At 60.3% G+C, this 16989-nt stretch carries 11 protein-coding genes; 8 read left to right on the top strand and 3 right to left on the bottom strand.

Annotated features, from left to right (window positions below; all coding sequences use genetic code 11):
- Positions 1 to 16 precede the first annotated feature (16 nt).
- The 3 genes from Enr13x_RS32285 to Enr13x_RS32270 all read right to left on the bottom strand — a co-directional run bounded on the left by Enr13x_RS32285 (position 17) and on the right by Enr13x_RS32270 (position 5806).
- Positions 17 to 1303: a hypothetical protein gene (locus Enr13x_RS32285; RefSeq protein ID WP_145391013.1), complete on the bottom strand. Its 1287-nt coding sequence runs from the start codon at positions 1301 to 1303 to the stop codon at positions 17 to 19.
- Between the two features lie 412 nt (positions 1304 to 1715).
- Positions 1716 to 4556: a site-2 protease family protein gene (locus tag Enr13x_RS32275; RefSeq protein WP_145391012.1), complete on the bottom strand. Its 2841-nt coding sequence runs from the start codon at positions 4554 to 4556 to the stop codon at positions 1716 to 1718.
- A gap of 5 nt (positions 4557 to 4561) precedes the next feature.
- Positions 4562 to 5806, bottom strand: a complete 1245-nt coding sequence (locus Enr13x_RS32270) for a GspE/PulE family protein (protein ID WP_145391011.1) — start codon at positions 5804 to 5806, stop codon at positions 4562 to 4564.
- A gap of 55 nt (positions 5807 to 5861) precedes the next feature.
- On the opposite strand from Enr13x_RS32270, the gene Enr13x_RS32265 reads away from it, so the two are divergent.
- The 8 genes from Enr13x_RS32265 to rplS all read left to right on the top strand — a co-directional run bounded on the left by Enr13x_RS32265 (position 5862) and on the right by rplS (position 16799).
- The gene (locus tag Enr13x_RS32265) at positions 5862 to 6434 is read left to right on the top strand and encodes an HAD family hydrolase (RefSeq protein WP_145391010.1); all 573 of its coding nucleotides are present in this window, start codon (positions 5862 to 5864) and stop codon (positions 6432 to 6434) included.
- A 240-nt stretch (positions 6435 to 6674) separates the two neighbouring features.
- Positions 6675 to 8423, top strand: a complete 1749-nt coding sequence (locus Enr13x_RS32260) for a hypothetical protein (protein ID WP_145391009.1) — start codon at positions 6675 to 6677, stop codon at positions 8421 to 8423.
- 459 nt (positions 8424 to 8882) lie between these two features.
- Positions 8883 to 10034, top strand: coding sequence for a hypothetical protein (locus Enr13x_RS32255; protein ID WP_145391008.1), 1152 nt, complete (start codon positions 8883 to 8885; stop codon positions 10032 to 10034).
- Positions 10035 to 10071: 37 nt separating this feature from the next.
- Entirely contained in the window at positions 10072 to 13506 is a 3435-nt protein-coding gene (locus Enr13x_RS32245) for an alpha/beta fold hydrolase (protein ID WP_197455514.1), read from the top strand.
- A gap of 134 nt (positions 13507 to 13640) precedes the next feature.
- Positions 13641 to 15116, top strand: a complete 1476-nt coding sequence (gene ffh / locus Enr13x_RS32240; RefSeq protein ID WP_145391005.1) for a signal recognition particle protein — start codon at positions 13641 to 13643, stop codon at positions 15114 to 15116.
- A gap of 109 nt (positions 15117 to 15225) precedes the next feature.
- The gene (gene rpsP / locus Enr13x_RS39505) at positions 15226 to 15591 is read left to right on the top strand and encodes a 30S ribosomal protein S16 (protein WP_390621121.1); all 366 of its coding nucleotides are present in this window, start codon (positions 15226 to 15228) and stop codon (positions 15589 to 15591) included.
- A gap of 59 nt (positions 15592 to 15650) precedes the next feature.
- The gene (trmD, locus tag Enr13x_RS32230) at positions 15651 to 16346 is read left to right on the top strand and encodes a tRNA (guanosine(37)-N1)-methyltransferase TrmD (protein WP_145391003.1); all 696 of its coding nucleotides are present in this window, start codon (positions 15651 to 15653) and stop codon (positions 16344 to 16346) included.
- Positions 16347 to 16445: 99 nt separating this feature from the next.
- Entirely contained in the window at positions 16446 to 16799 is a 354-nt protein-coding gene (gene rplS / locus Enr13x_RS32225; RefSeq protein ID WP_145391002.1) for a 50S ribosomal protein L19, read from the top strand.
- Positions 16800 to 16989: the final 190 nt, after the last annotated feature.

Below are 16989 nucleotides of genomic sequence, written 5' to 3'. Positions count from 1 at the left end.
TGGACGCCGGGCGTCTCTACCGCTGACGGATCGAGGCGTCGCCGTCGAGGTTTCGGACGTTGCGAAACGCCGCCGAGGGGAGGCCGTCGGAGGCGGCGGCCGGTGAGGACGGTAACAGGACCGAGTTCCAGGCCGCCATCCAGCGACTCGGCGGTGCCAGCATCGCAGTGATCCGGGCGGCATCGATCCGCTGGGCCGGCGGCGCGGCGATCGGGCGGCCTCGCGAATACAGCACGACGTTGTCTCCGATGCCGGTCAGCGTCATCGTTTCATCGCGAATGTCGAAATCGAGCGCCAGCTCGCATTCGATGCCGTTCGGATTGGGAACTAACTCTCGCTCGTCGACCGCCATCGCCAAGTGGTCCCGCATTGCCGTCAGCAGCGGGGTTTTGATCCGCAGGTTTGCGGGCTTGGTCGATTTCAACGTGCCGTTCAGATTCACCGATTCGCCCGGGTGGATCACGCAACGACGGAAATGCAATTCCGCTTGGCCGATCACCCGGTGCGGAAGATGGTCGGTCAAGTCGTTCAGGCTGAGCTTTGTCAATGAAGACGAACCCAGGTCATACGACCAGCCATGGGCTGTTTGCCGGCAGGCGATCACGCCGCTGAATTCTGCCGTCGGACCGAGGTGCTCGATCGCCGGCGCGTACTCGGCCAGCGCCGAGCAGGGCAGGGCGGTACCGTCGGTCGACAGTACCAATTCGGTCGCCGGAACCTCGCGGTCACGATCGCGAAACAGTTCGACCCGGATTCGCGGGCCGATCTTGCGGGCGGAATTCTCCGCCCGGGCGATCAGCCGCACGCTCTCGCCTTCCGGGGTGATCGTTGCCGAAACGTCCATCGGCGGCATCGATCCGGCGCGGCTGAGAATGCTGACGTCCGTCGCGTCGATCCGAATCGGTAGCACCGTCTGCGCCGGACGGCTGATCAGACGGTCATGCAGCATCGTCCAAGCATGGCCCAGACCGGCCGACTGAAATTCCGGTTGATGCAGCCACATCGACACGCGATCGCTGCCGTGAAAGTAATCGATCAATCGAACCGTCACGACATGTTGACGCGTATCCGGATCGCTGACCCGCACGTTCTCCAACACATACTTGCCCGGGGCGATCCGCTGGCAACGGTCGACTTGAAACACCAATCCCGTTTGCAAGCCAAGGTGGTGAGTCAACTCGGCCAACTTGCGGGACTGGTACCACGACGTCCAGGTCACCAGGATCGAGAGGAAGACGATCGGACGGGACCGCGCAGCAGAAAACGAACAACAACCGAGCAACGGCTCGCTGGGTCCGTTCATGCATCCATGCAATCCCCTTTGGTGGCGACAGTTCACCCGAGATTCTAGGTGTCGGGCCGGGGACAGGGGTAGATCGGTTCGACGAACCGCAGCGATTCAAGCAAAGAGAGTTTTGCTAGCAAAGAGGAGGAGAGGACGGGGCGGGAGATGGCAGGAAAAAGGGGGGGAAGAAAAATGGCCGTGGGGAAAGAGCAGACAAGAAAATGGGTGACAGGAAAATGTGGAGCATGAGGCGGGTGGCGGCTCCAATCTCCAATCTCAAACCTGGAACCTGGAACCTGGAACCTGGAACCTCAAACCTCAAACCTCAAACCTCAAACCTCAAACCTGGAACCTGGAACCTGGAACCTGGAACCTGGAACCTGGAACCTGGAACCTGGAACCTGGAACCTGGAACCTCACGAGCTGCCACTCACTCCACCACCGTCTCGTAGCTCCAGACAACGGTTTCGATGCCTTGGTTTTTCAGCCAGGCGTGGACGGTGGCGTAAGCGGCGGCGGCGTCGCGGGTGGGGGTGAGTTGCAGGTAGACGCGTGATCGGCCGTCCTGTTCCAGGGGAAAGGTCTCGGCGAACGCGGTGTCTGCGGCGTCCGGGGTCCATTGGTACGCGTCGACGTTGACGCTGGTCGCGCGGAGCGGATGGTTGGGGTGCAGGTACCCGAGTTCGGGCAGGAGCGGCATGAGGTAGTCCGGCAGCGTCGGCGGCGGTCCCTTTTGCTCGTAGGGACGTTCGTCTTGTCGCCATGCTGTGGACTCGGATTCGAAGTCCAGGAACGCGTTGTAGAGTTGGCGTGTCGTTCCCTCGCTGGATTCAGCTTGCTCGCCGATCCAGTCGAGACGATTCCGTTGGATCTGTTCAAAGCGTTCGGCGGACTGCCGCATCTGGTTGCGAAAGCCCATCGTTTCGTCTTCGTCTGTGGAGTCATCCCGGTCGGGCGGCGGAGCGTGTTCCCACGGCAGCGGATCGGATTTGCCTTGCAGGACGAGGAGTTTGGCCTGCAGTTGTCGTTGAGCTTCGGTCGCCTGGATCTTGGGCGTCCAGGGTGCGATCGCCACGGAGTCTCCGATGTTGTAGGGGATGCTTTCGGTCGCCCGGATCAGGTCGTTCGCCTGTTCGGCGGAGACGACGACGATCAATTGCGGTTGTGTTCCGAAGAACGACCGTCGCCAGCGGGCGCCCCGCAGCAGGTCGAGTCGTGGATCGTTTTCGGCAAACGTTTCGAAGTCCTCGCCGAAGTCGCCATCGATGACTTCCACTTCTGCCGAGTCGACCACCGTGCTGGTGAAAACGAAGTCGCCGAGTCGCGCGACGGAGTCATCGGTTGTTTCGACCAGTTCGTCATAGGCCAGTGTGGCCGTGTCGACGTCGGCGAACCGCCAAGCCAGCAAGTCGAGTTTCGTTTTCTTGGGGTCCGCGTTCGGTTTGCCGAGCCGAAACTGCCCGTCTTCGGTTTCGACGCGTTCGTAGTGCGTTTCGAACTCGGGAAAGTCGTCGAACATTCCGCCGCCGACGGTGGCCAACGTGATCGCGAACATGCCGATCACACCGACGAACAGGCCTGCGAAATACAACGCCCAGATCCCCACGGTCGCCGGCCAACTCGGGGGCCGGGCGATCACGTTTTCGTAAACCGACAGCGTCAACTTGGCGAGCGTCGAGGTGCTTTGGGTCGGCAGGTTGGCGCGCTGGATCTCATCGGCGATCACGCGGATCGCTTCCTCGGGCATCCGGTCGTTGTCGGGCTCGGGCAGGTCACGTCGGCGAATCGATTCGGTGACCGTCATCGTCCGCCAAACCGTCGGCAAACCGAGTGCCATCGCGATTCCGATCCCGAACAGCAGCTTGGCCTCCAGCAACCATGCGACCAGCATCAAGATCGTGATGGTGCCGATCCGGAACAGCAGATCGATGACTTTGGAACGAGAGAACAGCGTCACGTGGGCGACTTGGCCGCCGTCGAGGGGCAGAAACGGTGCCAGGTTCAACACATTCAGAATCAACGTGATCACCGCACCCTTGGCGCACCATTCGTTTTCGAACCAAAAACCGACGCCGCCGAGCACCAAGCCCAACACGATGCTCGGGAGCGGACCGGCCAAGGCGACGATCGACTTTTTCCAACCGCTGACGCGATAGTGACGACCACTGACTGCGGCGCCCAACAACGGAATGAAGAACATGTGGATGTTCTTGTATCCGAACGCTTTCATCGCCACGTAATGTCCCAGTTCGTGCACCAGCAGGATCGGGACCAAGATCAACACGAGTTCCAGTTCCCATTGCCAGGCACCGAGTCCGATAAACAATCCGATCGAAACGGCCAAGATCAACAGTTTGGTGAGCCAGCCGGATTGCTTCGTTTCCTGTTTGCGGACCGCTTCAATGATCGGCAGCGTTTCATCGACAGGGGGCGTTTGTACGGCCGCGTCGTCGCCGTCGACAAACTCCTCGACGCGTTCGGCTTCCTCGACCAACTCGGCGACCACCACATCGTCTTCGGCGGAGCTCGCAATCGTCGTGGCGGCCATGTCAGAAGACACGGCGTGGGGCGTCACGCTGCTGGGCGTCGTGCTGCTGGGCGTCGCTCGAACGAACACGCCGCGATCGAGTTGGAATTCGACGAATTCGCGATGCGTGTGTTCGAGTAAATCGAAGGCGGATTCGGTGTCGCCGGCGATCATCGGCCGGGCGCTTCCCAGCACGCGGCGGACGTGTTGCTGGTGCAGATCACGCAGCTGATTCGCGTCGACTTTGGGATGGTATTCGACGTGCCAGTCGGGCGGATCGAGCAGGTCGCGTGTCGCGGCGGTCGTCAGGATGATTTCGCCGGCCGGGCCGAGTGAAGTCAACGCCAGGCGTGCATACTTATTGCGCCGTTCCAGGTTGGGCCAGAGTCGATAGCGGATCCAGGCGACCGAGTCGCCGTCGGCCGAGCGGTAGGCCGCACCTCCGTAACGCGTGTTGTTTTGTCGGTCGTTGATACCGATCAGATCGATGCGGGTGAATCCCAGTTCGTGGACTTGCAGGTCCAAATCCGTGATCGCTTTGAGGATCTCCGGGTCGACCTTTTCCGCCGGCACGCGAAACGGTTGCAGCGATTCGACGGCCGGGATGTCGGTGGAGCCGGGGATCGGGATCCGCAACAGTTTGACAATCACCGCGATCAGCAACACGATCGGCATCGTGATCACGTTGCCTTCGTACATGTATTCGCGAATCGAAACGTGCGGCGCGCTCAGTTTGAAGAACATGATCACTAGGTCCGGCCGGAGAATAGGGCGGCTTCTTCCAGCGTGATCATGCCTTGAAAGGCTTTGCTGAGCGCACTGACGCGCAGCGTTCGCATGCCTTCCTTGATCGCTTGTTTGCGGAGTGCTTCGACCGATGCATTTTCAAAGATCATGTCGCGAAGTTTCGAGGACAGTGTCAGCATTTCAAAGATGGCGACACGACCGCGACAGCCTGATCCGTTGCATTTGACGCAGCCCCGTCCGCGATGGAAGCTCGCCTTGGCGGCTTGTTCTTCGCTGATGCCGAGCGATTTGAGTTGGGCGGCAGAGATCGTGACGGGGGCTTTGCAGTGTTGGCAAATCCGTCGCACCAGCCGCTGTGCGACGATGACGTTCAAGCCGGCGGTGATCAAGAACGGTTCGATTTCCATGTCACGCAGACGTGCGATGGCCGAAACGGTGTCGTTGGTGTGCAGCGTCGACAGCACCATGTGGCCGGTCATCGCCGCTTGAAACGACGTCTTGGCGGTTTCGGTGTCACGGATTTCGCCGACCAGAATCACATCCGGGTCTTGCCGCAACAGCAACCGCAGGACTTGGGCGAAGTCCATGTTCAGTTCGCGTTTGACGTTGATCTGGGTGATGCCGAACACGTCAAATTCGACCGGGTCTTCGATCGTCGAGATGTTGCGGTCCATCTGGTTCAGGCGATTGAGCGCCGAGTAGAGCGTCGTGGTTTTTCCGCTGCCGGTCGGTCCGGTGACCAGGCACATGCCGTACTGTTGGCCCGTCGCCTGGGCCATCAACTGGGCTTCTTTGGGGTTCATGCCCAGCTTGGTCAGGTCGGCTTTCAGCCCGGTGGCGTCGACGATCCGCAAGACGATTTTTTCGCCAAATCGGGTGGGGACCGACGACACCCGATAGTCGATGCTGCGATTATCGATGACCAATTTCAATCGGCCTTCCTGGGGCCGTCGCCGTTCGGCGATGTCCAGTTCTGACAGGACTTTGACGCGTGAGGAGAGTTGGGGGTATTCGGCGGCGGGGCCGGCTGCGATCTGGGACAGCACGCCGTCGACTCGCATGCGGACGCGGAACGCTTGCTCGAACGGTTCGAAGTGAATGTCCGACGCGCCCGCTTTGAACGCCTTGGCAAAGATCGAGTCGCAAAACGCAATGTTCTCGCTGCCTGTCTTGTCGCTCTGCAAGGCGTCTTTGATCGGTGGGGGCGAAGCCGACACCTTTGGAGTGATTTGCGGGGGCTGGTTCATGGAGAAAAGCGGGGGTCGGGTTCCGGAACGCTGCGTCTTGTGCGATTCTTTGGCGATGAACGCGAACGATTTTGAACGATACGAAGGCTTGATTTTTGACTGCGACGGCACGCTGGCCGACTCGATGCCGGTCCATTATGTCGCTTGGCGCGACACGCTGATGCGGCACGGGATCGAATTCAAGGAAGACCGATTCTATTCGATGGGAGGGATGCCGAGTGCCAAGATTGTCGCCCTGTTGGCCAAAGAACGCGGTCTGCGGGTGGATGCCGAGGCGGTCGCGGCTGAAAAAGAATCGCATTTTCAGGGTTTGATCGATCAGGTCCGGCCGATGCACGCGGTTTGCCAGATCGCGGCGGCGTTTCGGGGGAAAAAACCGATGGCGGTGGCCAGCGGCAGCGGCCGAGTCGTCGTCGCCAAGCAATTGGTCGCCCTGCAAATCGACGATTGGTTTCCCGTCGTCGTCACGTCCGAAGACACCGAGCGCCACAAGCCCGAGCCGGACGTTTTTCTGGAGGCGGCGCGACGAATTCAGGTGGCTCCGGAAAACTGTGTCGTTTTTGAGGATTCTCCGCTCGGATTCCAAGCCGCCGCGGCTGCCGGGATGGATTGGGTCGATGTCCGATAGACCGCTTCCGGCGTGCTATCCTTTGTGTGTCGCTCTGCGTACCCGGACGGCTACGCTGTGAAGCATTTTTTTAGCGGCAGGGCGCAAGCCCTCCGGTGTTTTGGCAGAGAGGAAGAACCGGAGGGCTCGCGCCCTGCCGCTAAAACCTCAAGAAACACATGGGAAAAATGCTTCACAGCGTTACCCGGACGGGCGGCATTGCTTGCGCCCGGATTGCCCTGTTTTCACGCCTGAGCCGAGATGACTCGCCACGACGTCAACCGTTCTGAATTCTCGACGCTTGACGCGGGCAAGCTGCTGCCGGGGTGCTCGCTCCCGATCTCCGCTGCCGCGACCGAAGACCGTCACGCGGTCCACGCGTTTCGCCAATTCGAACCCTTGCCGATCGATGGGCTAACGCAAACGGCCCAGCGTTCGTTGGCGGATTCCTGGGTCGACGTCGCCCGATCGCTCAAGACGATGCATGATGCCGGGCTGTGCTACGGCCGGATCACGTCGACGGCGTTTCACAATCGCGGATCGGAAACCGAGCCGGTCGCCACGCTGTGGATCGATCCCTCGCGTGCCATCGAAACCGATGCCGTCCATCACGGTGACCCCGAATCGATGTACTGGACCGCCGCTCGACTGCAATCGGGCAAGCCGCCGCAACCGGCCGACGATTGGTACGCGCTGGGAATCGTGCTCGCCGAAATCTCGCTCTCGTCCGCGTCGGTGCACAAAATCTGGGAACTCAGTCGCCAGGACGGGAAGTTCGTCGAAAGTCTGATCAAGAACCTGAAACGCGCTCGCAGCGATCGACGACTTCGCAAGCTCGCGATCGCACTGATCCGCCAGGGGGCGACGGGCAAAGTCGATGATGCCACGATCGACAAACTGACGACGCGTCCCGCGACCGGCCATCGCACCTCGACGTTCGTCTCCGTCGCCGTCTTGTTGTTGGCCCTGGTCGCTGTTGGTGTGACGCTGTATCGCAACATGAATGCACGGCACGATCGCCAGATTGCGATGCTGGCCGGCCAGGTCGACGAGCTGCAGCGACGGGCCGAAGCCATGGAAAACGCCACGCCGTCGTCGATTGCGCCACCCGTGGCTGACTCGCAGTCCGTGGCCGTCCCCCAGTCCGTGGCCGTCGCCGTCCCGGAACCGGCGGTCGTGCGACCCGATGATCGCGGGCGCTGGACGACGGAGTTGGCCGGTCGGTCGTTGGAGCAAGCGATCGAGGCGTCTGTCGATTTCCAACCCAGTCAGTGGCGCGATCGATTGATCGGCCTGCAGCAACTGCCCGGTCAGAAACAATGGCGGACCGCCAATGTAACACTGCGACGACTGATCCAGCAGGCGGTCGATAAACCTTGGGATGATGATGCCATCCAAGACGCTCAAGATCGCATCGCATCGCTCGGCCGAGCCCATGCTCGCTGGACCGAATGGGCACGCAGCAATCGCAGCGTCGATGAAATCAGGACGCAACATGATCTGATGCCGTCGGGTTTGGTGAAAGAGTTTTTGGGACAATGGCTCGGTGAGGCACTGGAACTGCGGTCCTTTGATCTCAGGACCCGCGTGGTCAAGGCCGACGAGGGCAATACGTTCCTGGCACACGTCATCGGATTCGAGACGCCGTCGGATTCTGAATCGGTTGATTGGGCCTGGGAATCGACCGACGGCGGTGACGCTTCGATTGCCATGCAGATCGATGACTACCGTGCCGGTCAGGCGTTGTCGTACTGGCTAAAAAAAGATAGTTCGATCCCGTATTGGGATAAAACGGTGATCGAGCACACGTTCGACAGCCCCTTGTTGGCCTGGCAATTGGCCAAGGGGTTGAGATTGGAAAATAGCGAAAGCGGCTACGCCGTGCTGCTGTCGACCAACGCCCGTTTCGGGCCGCCGGTGAAACTGGAGACGTCGTCGGTCGCGGTGGTGGAAGCGGAGAAACGGAAAGTGGTGGACCCGATGGATGATTTGCCGTTCGGGTTGGATTGATGGGGAGGGATGAATGATGGGGGCAAGACGATGGGGACAAGACGATGGGGTGGCAGAATGATGGGGTGGGAAAAGAGGAGACAAGATGAGGAGACAAGAAAATGGGTGACAGGAAAATGTGGAGAATGAGGCGGGAGGCTTCTGAAATCTGAAATCTGAAATCTGAAATCTGAAATCTGAACCCTGAACCCTGAACCCTGAACCCTGAACCCTGAACCCTGAACCCTGAACCCTGAACCCTGAACCCTGAACCCTGAACCCTGAACCCTGAACCCTGAACCCTGAACCCTGAAACCTGAAACCTGAAACCTGAAACCTGAAACCTGAAACCTGAAACCTGAAACCTGAAACCTGAAACCTGAAACCTGAAACCTGAAACCTGAAACCTGAAACCTGAAACCTGAAACCTGAAACCTGAAACCCCCGCTTAACTTCCGAGATTGCTTGGAGAACACACGTATGCGTTATTTGCTTTGTTTCGTAATTGCCTTTGCCGCGGCGTCGTCATCGCCGGCGATCGATCCGGGCGATTGGCTGTCGTTGGGCGCGGAGAAGTCATCGGCGCCCAAGCGTGCGAAAATTGACACGCGTGAATTGTTGCGTCGCTACCCGGTCGGCAAGTCGTGGGCGGCGTCGAAGGTGCTGCGGATTCGCGGGTTGGCGGTCAATGAAAACTGGGGCATCGAAGGCCGCACGAATGTGGTTTACACGAATCGCTATTCCAGCAAGACCCGTGTGGTGTCCAACCAATTCGGTGACGTCACCTTCGAGATCAACGTCTTGGAGGCGTCACAGCAGCGGATCACGAGTGAGAAACGGCTGCGCGTGGCCGACTTTAGCGAAGCCTCTCCGATTCTAAAAATCGGCTTGGAACAATTACTCGACGTCACCCGCACGGCCCTGCCGCCGGCCGACGTCGCCTACAAGTTGCTGATCACCTATGGCAAGGTCGACCCGAGGTACGAGCGAGCGTTGACGCGGTTGGCCGAAGTCAGCGGATTTGATGTGGAACGTTTGACGCAGATTGATGAAGCGCAACTCGTCGAGGACCCCGCACAGTATTCCGGATGCACGTTTGAAGTCGTCTGGTCCAATGGGCTCGGCGTAACACGCGTCCGGCAAACCGACGGTCCCGTGACCGTCAAACTCGATGACATTCGACGTTGGGCCGAAGCCGCCGATCCGCTGCTGGACTACTACGTGATGGAAAACGTCGATCGTCCCGTGGGCGATACTTGGGACGTCGATGCGAAAGACGCCAGCGGCATGATGGTGCACCAGCAGGGCGGGCAATCCGACGGTTCGCTGAAACTCAAGTACCTGCGTGATGAAACCTATGACGGCCAGACCTGTCGCCAGTTGGCGATTCAACGCGGCGAGTTGACGATGTCGCTCGACCAGAACGCCAAAAAGTATGACGCCCGCGTGCGGGGGATTCAGGGGCGCGTGTTCTACGGAAAGAACGATTATCTGGTGTTGCAGGCCAACGGGACCTGTGACATTCAGGCCAACGTGCGGAGCAAGAACCACTTGTTGTTCGGAACCAAATGGCAACGCGATGTGAAAACGGATTTTCGGTACGAGGCGAAGTTGTTGGGCAAGGGACAGTGAACGGGTGAATGAGTGGGCGGGAGAGTGGGTCAAAACATTGAGTGGTCAAAAAATGGAGGACGAGATCGGCGAGGCGTGTCCGCATTGTGGGATCGATGGCGGGGCAGGGCAGATCGCCGGGGCAGGGCAGATCGCCGGGGCAGGGCAGATCGCCGGGGCAGGGCAGATCGCCGGGGCAGGGCAGATCGCCGGGGCAGGGCAGGGGAGTTGTTCGCGATGCGGGTTCCCGATGGCCGTCTACCGGACGCTGAATGTTGCGCCGAAAGAGAATAGACCGACCGCGACTCGGTCATCGATTGAATTTCAGAACGCGGGCGCGTTGATTCGGTTGGCCGATCATGACGGGGTGATCGTGGGCCGCGGCGATCGGGCGATGGATGGATGGGATGTCCAAACGTTTCGCCATCGCGAACTGCAAGAGCGGCATGTCGCTTTCTTATCCGGCGACTCCGATTCGATCTGGTTGGTCGATCTTTGTGCGGACCAGGCAAGCGTGTTTGTCGATGGTCGATCAACGCATCTGTGTCAGCTGGTCGACGGCGCGGTGGTTCAAATCGGTCCGCTGGCGTGGAAGTTCAACCAGACCAAACGCATGTTGGCGCCGGTCACGCCGATCGCCGGATTCGATCTGGCCGTGGATGCGGAAGTCGAAGGCCGTCTGACGGCGACCAAGCTGCACCTTTCGCGTGGCCAAATGACGGCGTTGGTCGGACCGAGTGGTTGTGGCAAGTCGACGTTGTTGGAAACGATTCGCGACGGCAGCGGATTGGCCGACGGCGTTGAAACGGGCGGGCGTGTGTTCTTTGTGCCGCAGCGTGATTTGGTGCACCAGGATTTAAGGATTGGCGATGCGTTGCAGGCGATCGCGGGTTTTTATCAACGCGAATTGCTGCCGTTTGAGATCGACGCGGCACTCGATTCGGTGGGGCTGCCGACGTCGGCCAAGGAGAAGTTTCCGGCGGAACTCAGCGGCGGACAATTGCGTCGGTTTCGGATCGCCGGCGCGCTGTTGTCCGGAGCCGGAGTGATTGTGCTGGACGAGCCCGACAGTGGGTTGGACCATGAAACGGCCGGCGAAGTGATCGCGTTGTTGCACTCGTTGGCCGTCCGCGGTGCGACCATCGTTGCCGTCACCCACCACCGCCATGTGCTGGAGACGTTTGATCGCGTGATCACGATGCGGCCGACGCCGGAGGGAGGTGCGGTCGAAGACAGTGCGGTCGAAGACAGTGGCGCCACCGTTGCACCTGCGGCGGATGAGTCGGGGGCGATGGGCGAGGAGGACGACGTTTCTTCCGCGCTGTACCGGCTTGCAAGTCGGATGGCGATTCTGCTTCGTCGCGAACGGCAAAAACTGACCTCGCCCAAGTTGTCGCGTCTCGCTCTGGGGCCGATCCGCATCCCGCACTTCGTGATCGGCATGCTGTTGGTCCCGTTCTTGTTTGCCGTGGCGATCGCGATCAGCGTGCCGACGGATCCCGATCGGGACGTCGCCGATGGGTTGTATGGCGAGATGGCACCGATCAACCGATTGGGGTTCTTGGCGGTGGTGTCGGTGATTTGGATGTCGGCCAGCGGCAGCCATCTGTCGATCACCCGCGATCGGGAACTTTACGACTACGAACGTTCTTACGGTTTGACCTGGGGGCAAGTGCTGGCGGCCAAGTCACTGGTGCTCTCGCTTGCCGGGCTGTTGCAAACCCTGGTCTTTGCGGGATTGCTGTACGTGATTCGGGACCGGTGGCTGGCGCGTTCGTTTTTCGTGGACGAGCGGGTGACGCAATTGCCGGGCGTCGTCGTCGTGTTGTTGGGCGTCTCGGTCGCCGCCACGATGCTGGGATTATTGATCTCGGCCCTGGCCGGCCGGGCGCCGTTGGTGGCGACCGCAATCTTGCCGGTCGTGATGATGTTTCAGATCCTATTTAGCGCGCCGTTTGCGATTTCGGATCCCGACGGCTACGAGCCGCTGGCCGACTATGATTCGTTGACGGTGTTTCCGGCTGAATCGGACGTCGCGGACGAAGACGATTGGGAAGAGGAGTGGGAGGACGATTGGGTGGAAGAACAACGACCGCTGTGGGCCACGTCTCTGTTTTCGTATGCGACGTTGTCCCGTTACGGTGACCAGTGGTTGCGTTCGTTCGCGGTGACCACCGAGCCGCCCGAGCAAGCACGCTCGTTCCAGTGGGCGTCGGCCGCCGCGCTGGCATTGATCTCCGGGCTGTGTTTTGTGGCGTCGTGGATCGTGTTGTGGATGCAATCGACGCGGCTGGGCATCCGTCGCGTCCGTGCTGCGGCGACGCTGGTTGCCGCCCTGGTGCTGGCCGTCACGCCGAACGCGGCGTCCTGCCAACAGCCCACCCCGCAACCCGACCAGCCGGCATCGACCACGATTCGGTTGGCGTTGGTCGACGGGCGTTATGACGAAACCAAATTGCGCCGCACCTTGGGCGGGCGAGCCGGTGACGCGCCGCGGTGGCGGGAGCTTGGCAATCAAGATCGGATCGGATTGGTCGCCTTGGAGCTGGTCGGCAAGATCGAGTTCACGCTCAATGACCGCGAGTTGGTGATCGAGTTGAAGCAGACGCCCAAGTGGGAACTGATGAAACAATTGGCGCCGCCGCGGCTGATCGGGCGGGAGGATGTCGATGATTCCGGCGACGTTGTGGTGTTCGTGCACGGATTGGAGGGCAGCGAGTCCACGTTTGACCGTGCGGCCGAGGCGTTGGCCGAGCGTGGGATTGCGTCGATGCGGTTTGAGTACCCCAACGACGGGCCCCCGGACGAAATCGGTCATCGGCTGGCCGAGCAGTTGATCGAATTCGGGCGGGAGCATCCCGGAGTGCGCGTCCATTTGGTGGCCCATTCACTCGGCGGTCTCGTGTCGACTTGGGCGGTCACCGAGCCTGATTTCCCGTCGCGAATCGTTCCCAACGTGGTGACGCTGGGGACTCCGTTTCGCGGCTCGGCCCTGGCGGCGTTTCACGACGAGCTGGAGTTGTTCGACGTGGCGTTTCGGTTGATCACCGGGACTCCGGGGGCGCTCAACACGATTGCCGACGGGCGGGGGGAGGCGGCCGAAGCGTTGGATCCGGAGAGCGAGTTTTTGGCGCGTTTGCATCGGCGGGACCGACCGGCGGGGATTCGGTTCCACTTGGCGGCGGGGACGAAGAGTTTTCTGACCGCGTCACGGCGCGAGCGATTGGCGGCACGCCTGCCCGGTGAACTCGCGCGTCTGGCGGTTTCTCCGGCCTATGCCGCCCGCATCGAGAAGCTGACGCAGGCCGAGGAGCTGTTTGAGGGGGTGGGTGATGGTGCGGTGACGGTAGAAAGTGCGTTGGGCTTGCCGAATCCGGCGAGCAGGAAGACTTTTTCGCTGACTCACACCGGTTTGGTGTCTGCGGATGATCCACTAGAGTGGGTGTTGTCGGTCACCGGGTTGGCCGAACCGGAGAAACCGCTGGCAAAGTAGGGGCTTTCTCCATTTACAAAACGGCACTGCCCCTCGTACACTGCCGGGCTTTCCCGCGCCCGCTATCGGTGCGCCCGTTGGGTGCTTCGGAGGGTGCATGATGCTTTGTTTCCTCGAAATTTTCCTGTTTCAGCGTGTTTGATTCCCTTTCAGACGGATTGCAATCGGCATTTAAGAGCTTGCGTGGCAAAGGCAAGCTGACCGAGGGCAATATGCGCGAGGGGTTGGACATCGTTCAGCGGTCTCTGCTGGAAGCGGATGTCAGTTATCAGGTGGTTCAGGAGTTCATGGGGCACGTGACCGAGCGGGCGCTCGGCAAAAAGGTGCTGCTGAGCCTGCGGCCGGAGCAAGAGCTGGTTCGCATCGTCCACGACGAGCTGGTTTCGATTTTGGGGCCGGTCGATCCGTCGATCCATCTGAAGAAAGATGGTGCGACGATCATCATGTTGTGCGGGTTGCAGGGGAGCGGAAAGACGACGACCTGCGGCAAGCTGGCGCAGTTGTTGATCGAGCAAAAAATCAAGCCGACGTTGGTGGCCGCAGACCTTCAGCGACCCGCGGCGATCGAACAATTGAAGGTGATCGGCGAGCAATTGGGCGTGCCGGTCTACAGCGAGCCGGACAACAAAAATCCCGTTCAAGTCTGCAAGAACGGTGTCGCCAAGGCCGAAGCGGACGGATCGCGGGTCGTGATTTTGGACACCGCCGGGCGTCTGGCCATCGACGAGGAGTTGATGGCGGAATTGGCGCGGATCGACAAAAAGGTCAGCCCGGATCAGGTCTACCTGGTGGTCGACGGGATGACCGGCCAGGATGCCGTCAACAGTGCCGACGCGTTCAACAAGTCGCTCGAGCTGGACGGGGTCGTGATGACCAAGTTGGACGGCGATGCCCGTGGCGGGGCGTTGTTGTCGGTCAAGCACGTCACCGGCGTGCCGATCAAATTTATCGGAACCGGCGAGCATTTTGACGCACTGGAGCCGTTTCGTCCCGAGGGGATGGCCGGCCGAATTTTGCAGATGGGCGACATCGTGGCCGCCGCCGCGGAAGCCCATCGGATCGTCGACGAGAAGGAACGCGAGGAGTTGGAGGCCAAAATGGCTTCCGGCGACTTCACGTTAGACGATTTTAAGAACATGATGGAGAAAGTCAGCAAGCCTGGCTTGATGGGCCGCATGATGGGCTTGATGCCCGGCATGGGGCAGTTCAAGGACGCTTTGGAAAGCGAAGAGGCGGCCGGGGGCATTCGGCAAACGATCGGCGCGATCAATGCCATGACCGCGGCCGAACGCCGGAATCCCAAAATCATCGACGCCTCGCGTCGGACGCGGATTGCCAAGGGTGCCGGCGTGCAAACGCCGGTGATCAGCCAGTTGGTCAAGCAGTTCGACATCATGAAACCGTTGATGCAGGGCATGGCCGGCGGCTCGATGATGGATCGGGCAAAGATGATGCAGCAGCTGCAGGGGGCGATGGCCAGTGGCAATGGCAGCCTGGACGGCATGCGTGTCAAAAAAGGCACCGGCAAGCGATTGTCAAACGCCGAACGCGCCAAGTTGCGAAAGCAGCGTGACAAGTTGAAGCGTCAAAAGCGACGAAACAAGAGATAGCAGTTCACCAACACAATTTGTTTTTTCCTGGAGTGAGTTTGAAATGTCAGTTCGAATCCGTCTGAAAAAGATGGGTCGCACCCACCGACCTTTCTTCCGAGTTTGCGCGATGGACCAGCGGTCGCCGCGCGACGGTCGGGTGATCGAAGAGTTGGGCTATTACGACCCGATGTGCCCCGAAACCGATGCCCGCGTTCAACTCAAAAGCGATCGCGTCGACCACTGGTTGAGCGTCGGCGCGCAGCCGAGTGAAAAGGTCGCCGTGCTGATCAAAAAGTACGGCACCGAGGGGACGCACCTGGACGCCCAAAAAGAAGCGCTTGAGCGACTCGGCAAGCGAAAGGAATACACGCCGGCACCCGCCGAAGCACCCAAGCCGGTCGCCAAAGAAGAGCCGGCCGCCGAAGCAGCGCCGGCCGAAGAAGCTGCCGCGGAAGGTGAGTCGGTTGCCGAAGCCGAAGCGACCGCCGAGTGATTCCGGACGGCTGATTCGTTCCCTTTTAGACGGCAACCAGGATCGCGGGAGAGAGACGAGTGCGATTTGACATCGTCACGCTGTTCCCGGCGATCTTCGACGGCTACCTGACGCAGAGTTTGTTGGAAAAAGCGATCGCCAAAGGGCTGGTCGAAATCCACCGACATGATCTGCGTGACTGGGCCGCCGACACGCCGCACCGAAAAGTGGATGATCGGCCCTTCGGCGGAGGCCCGGGCATGCTGTTGCAAGTCGATGTCACGGTGCCTTGTGTGGAAGACATCGAGCGGATGGCGGAGACGCCGTCGCGGAAGATCATGCTGACGCCGCAAGGCGAGCGATTTGACCAACGCATGGCAGAGGACTTGGCACTCAGCGACCGAGTCATGCTGCTGTGCGGACGTTACGAAGGGTTCGACCAACGAGTGGTCGACATCTTGGAACCAGAGGAAGTCAGTGTCGGCGATTTCGTCTTGAACGGAGGCGAGGTCGCGGCGATGACGATCATCGACGGCGTCGTGCGGTTGTTGCCCGGCGTGTTGGGTGATCAAAACAGTCATGTGGATGATTCCTTCAGCCGCGGAAATCGGTTGCTGGAGTTTCCGCAGTACACGCGACCGCGAGACTTTCGGGGGCATCACGTTCCCGAGGTCTTACTCGGCGGCAACCACGAAGCGATCGCCGCGTGGCGGGCCGAGCAAAGTCGAATCAGAACGAAACAACGTCGAGCGGATTTGCTCGATGAAGAAGAGTAGACAGCACCAGACAGCCGGATTCGCCAGTTTCCGGGAACTTGAATTCCACGCCCGAAGTCTGGCGACTTCGGCGATCAGTCAGACGAAGAGAGTAGTACGATGAGCCAAGCCATTCTGGACAAGGTCGAGCAGACCGCGATCAAAGAGAACCCGCCGAAGTTTGAAATCGGTGACACCGTTGATGTTCACCTGCGAATTCTGGAAGGCAACAAGGAGCGGATCCAGGTCTTCACCGGAGTCGTGATCGCCCTCTCCGGCAGCGGGTCCAAAGAGATGTTCACCGTCCGACGCATCGTCGCCGGTGAGGGGGTGGAGCGAAAATTCCCGCTGCACAGCCCCCGCATCGAAAAGGTCGAAGTCAAGCGGAGCGGTGTCGTGCGTCGCGCGAAACTGTACTTCCTGCGTGGCCGAGTCGGCAAAGCCGTGCGTCTGAAAGAACGCCGCCGATCCTAGGCCGCTCGTCAACATGGCGACAGCCGTAGGGCATGCTGTGCATGCCAGCGGGCAGTCAGGCACAGCCTGACCTACGAACCTGACTGCGGAGTTTTCGCTGTAACCAATCGGGAGCAGCGAACGTGGGATAGGCTTCCAGCCTGTTATCTCAGGCTCGACAGTCCGGAAGCCTATCCCACTCGTGTTTGCC

Origin of the sequence: Stieleria neptunia, assembly GCF_007754155.1 — a bacterium.
Lineage (GTDB): Bacteria > Planctomycetota > Planctomycetia > Pirellulales > Pirellulaceae > Stieleria > Stieleria neptunia.
Note: the sequence above shows the minus strand (reverse complement) of the source record. Positions and strands in the feature narration are given on the sequence as shown.

Bases quoted from the DNA above. Each gene is read 5' to 3' on its own strand.
- Enr13x_RS32285 (WP_145391013.1), bottom strand. From the start codon at position 1,303: ATGAACGGACCCAGCGAGCCGTTGCTCGGTTGTTGTTCGTTTTCTGCT.
- Enr13x_RS32265 (WP_145391010.1), top strand. From the start codon at position 5,862: ATGAACGCGAACGATTTTGAACGATACGAAGGCTTGATTTTTGACTGC.
- rplS (WP_145391002.1), top strand. From the start codon at position 16,446: ATGAGCCAAGCCATTCTGGACAAGGTCGAGCAGACCGCGATCAAAGAG.
- Enr13x_RS32255 (WP_145391008.1), top strand. From the start codon at position 8,883: ATGCGTTATTTGCTTTGTTTCGTAATTGCCTTTGCCGCGGCGTCGTCA.
- Enr13x_RS32260 (WP_145391009.1), top strand. From the start codon at position 6,675: ATGACTCGCCACGACGTCAACCGTTCTGAATTCTCGACGCTTGACGCG.
- Enr13x_RS32270 (WP_145391011.1), bottom strand. From the start codon at position 5,806: ATGAACCAGCCCCCGCAAATCACTCCAAAGGTGTCGGCTTCGCCCCCA.
- Enr13x_RS32275 (WP_145391012.1), bottom strand. From the start codon at position 4,556: ATGTTCTTCAAACTGAGCGCGCCGCACGTTTCGATTCGCGAATACATG.
- rpsP (WP_390621121.1), top strand. From the start codon at position 15,226: ATGGACCAGCGGTCGCCGCGCGACGGTCGGGTGATCGAAGAGTTGGGC.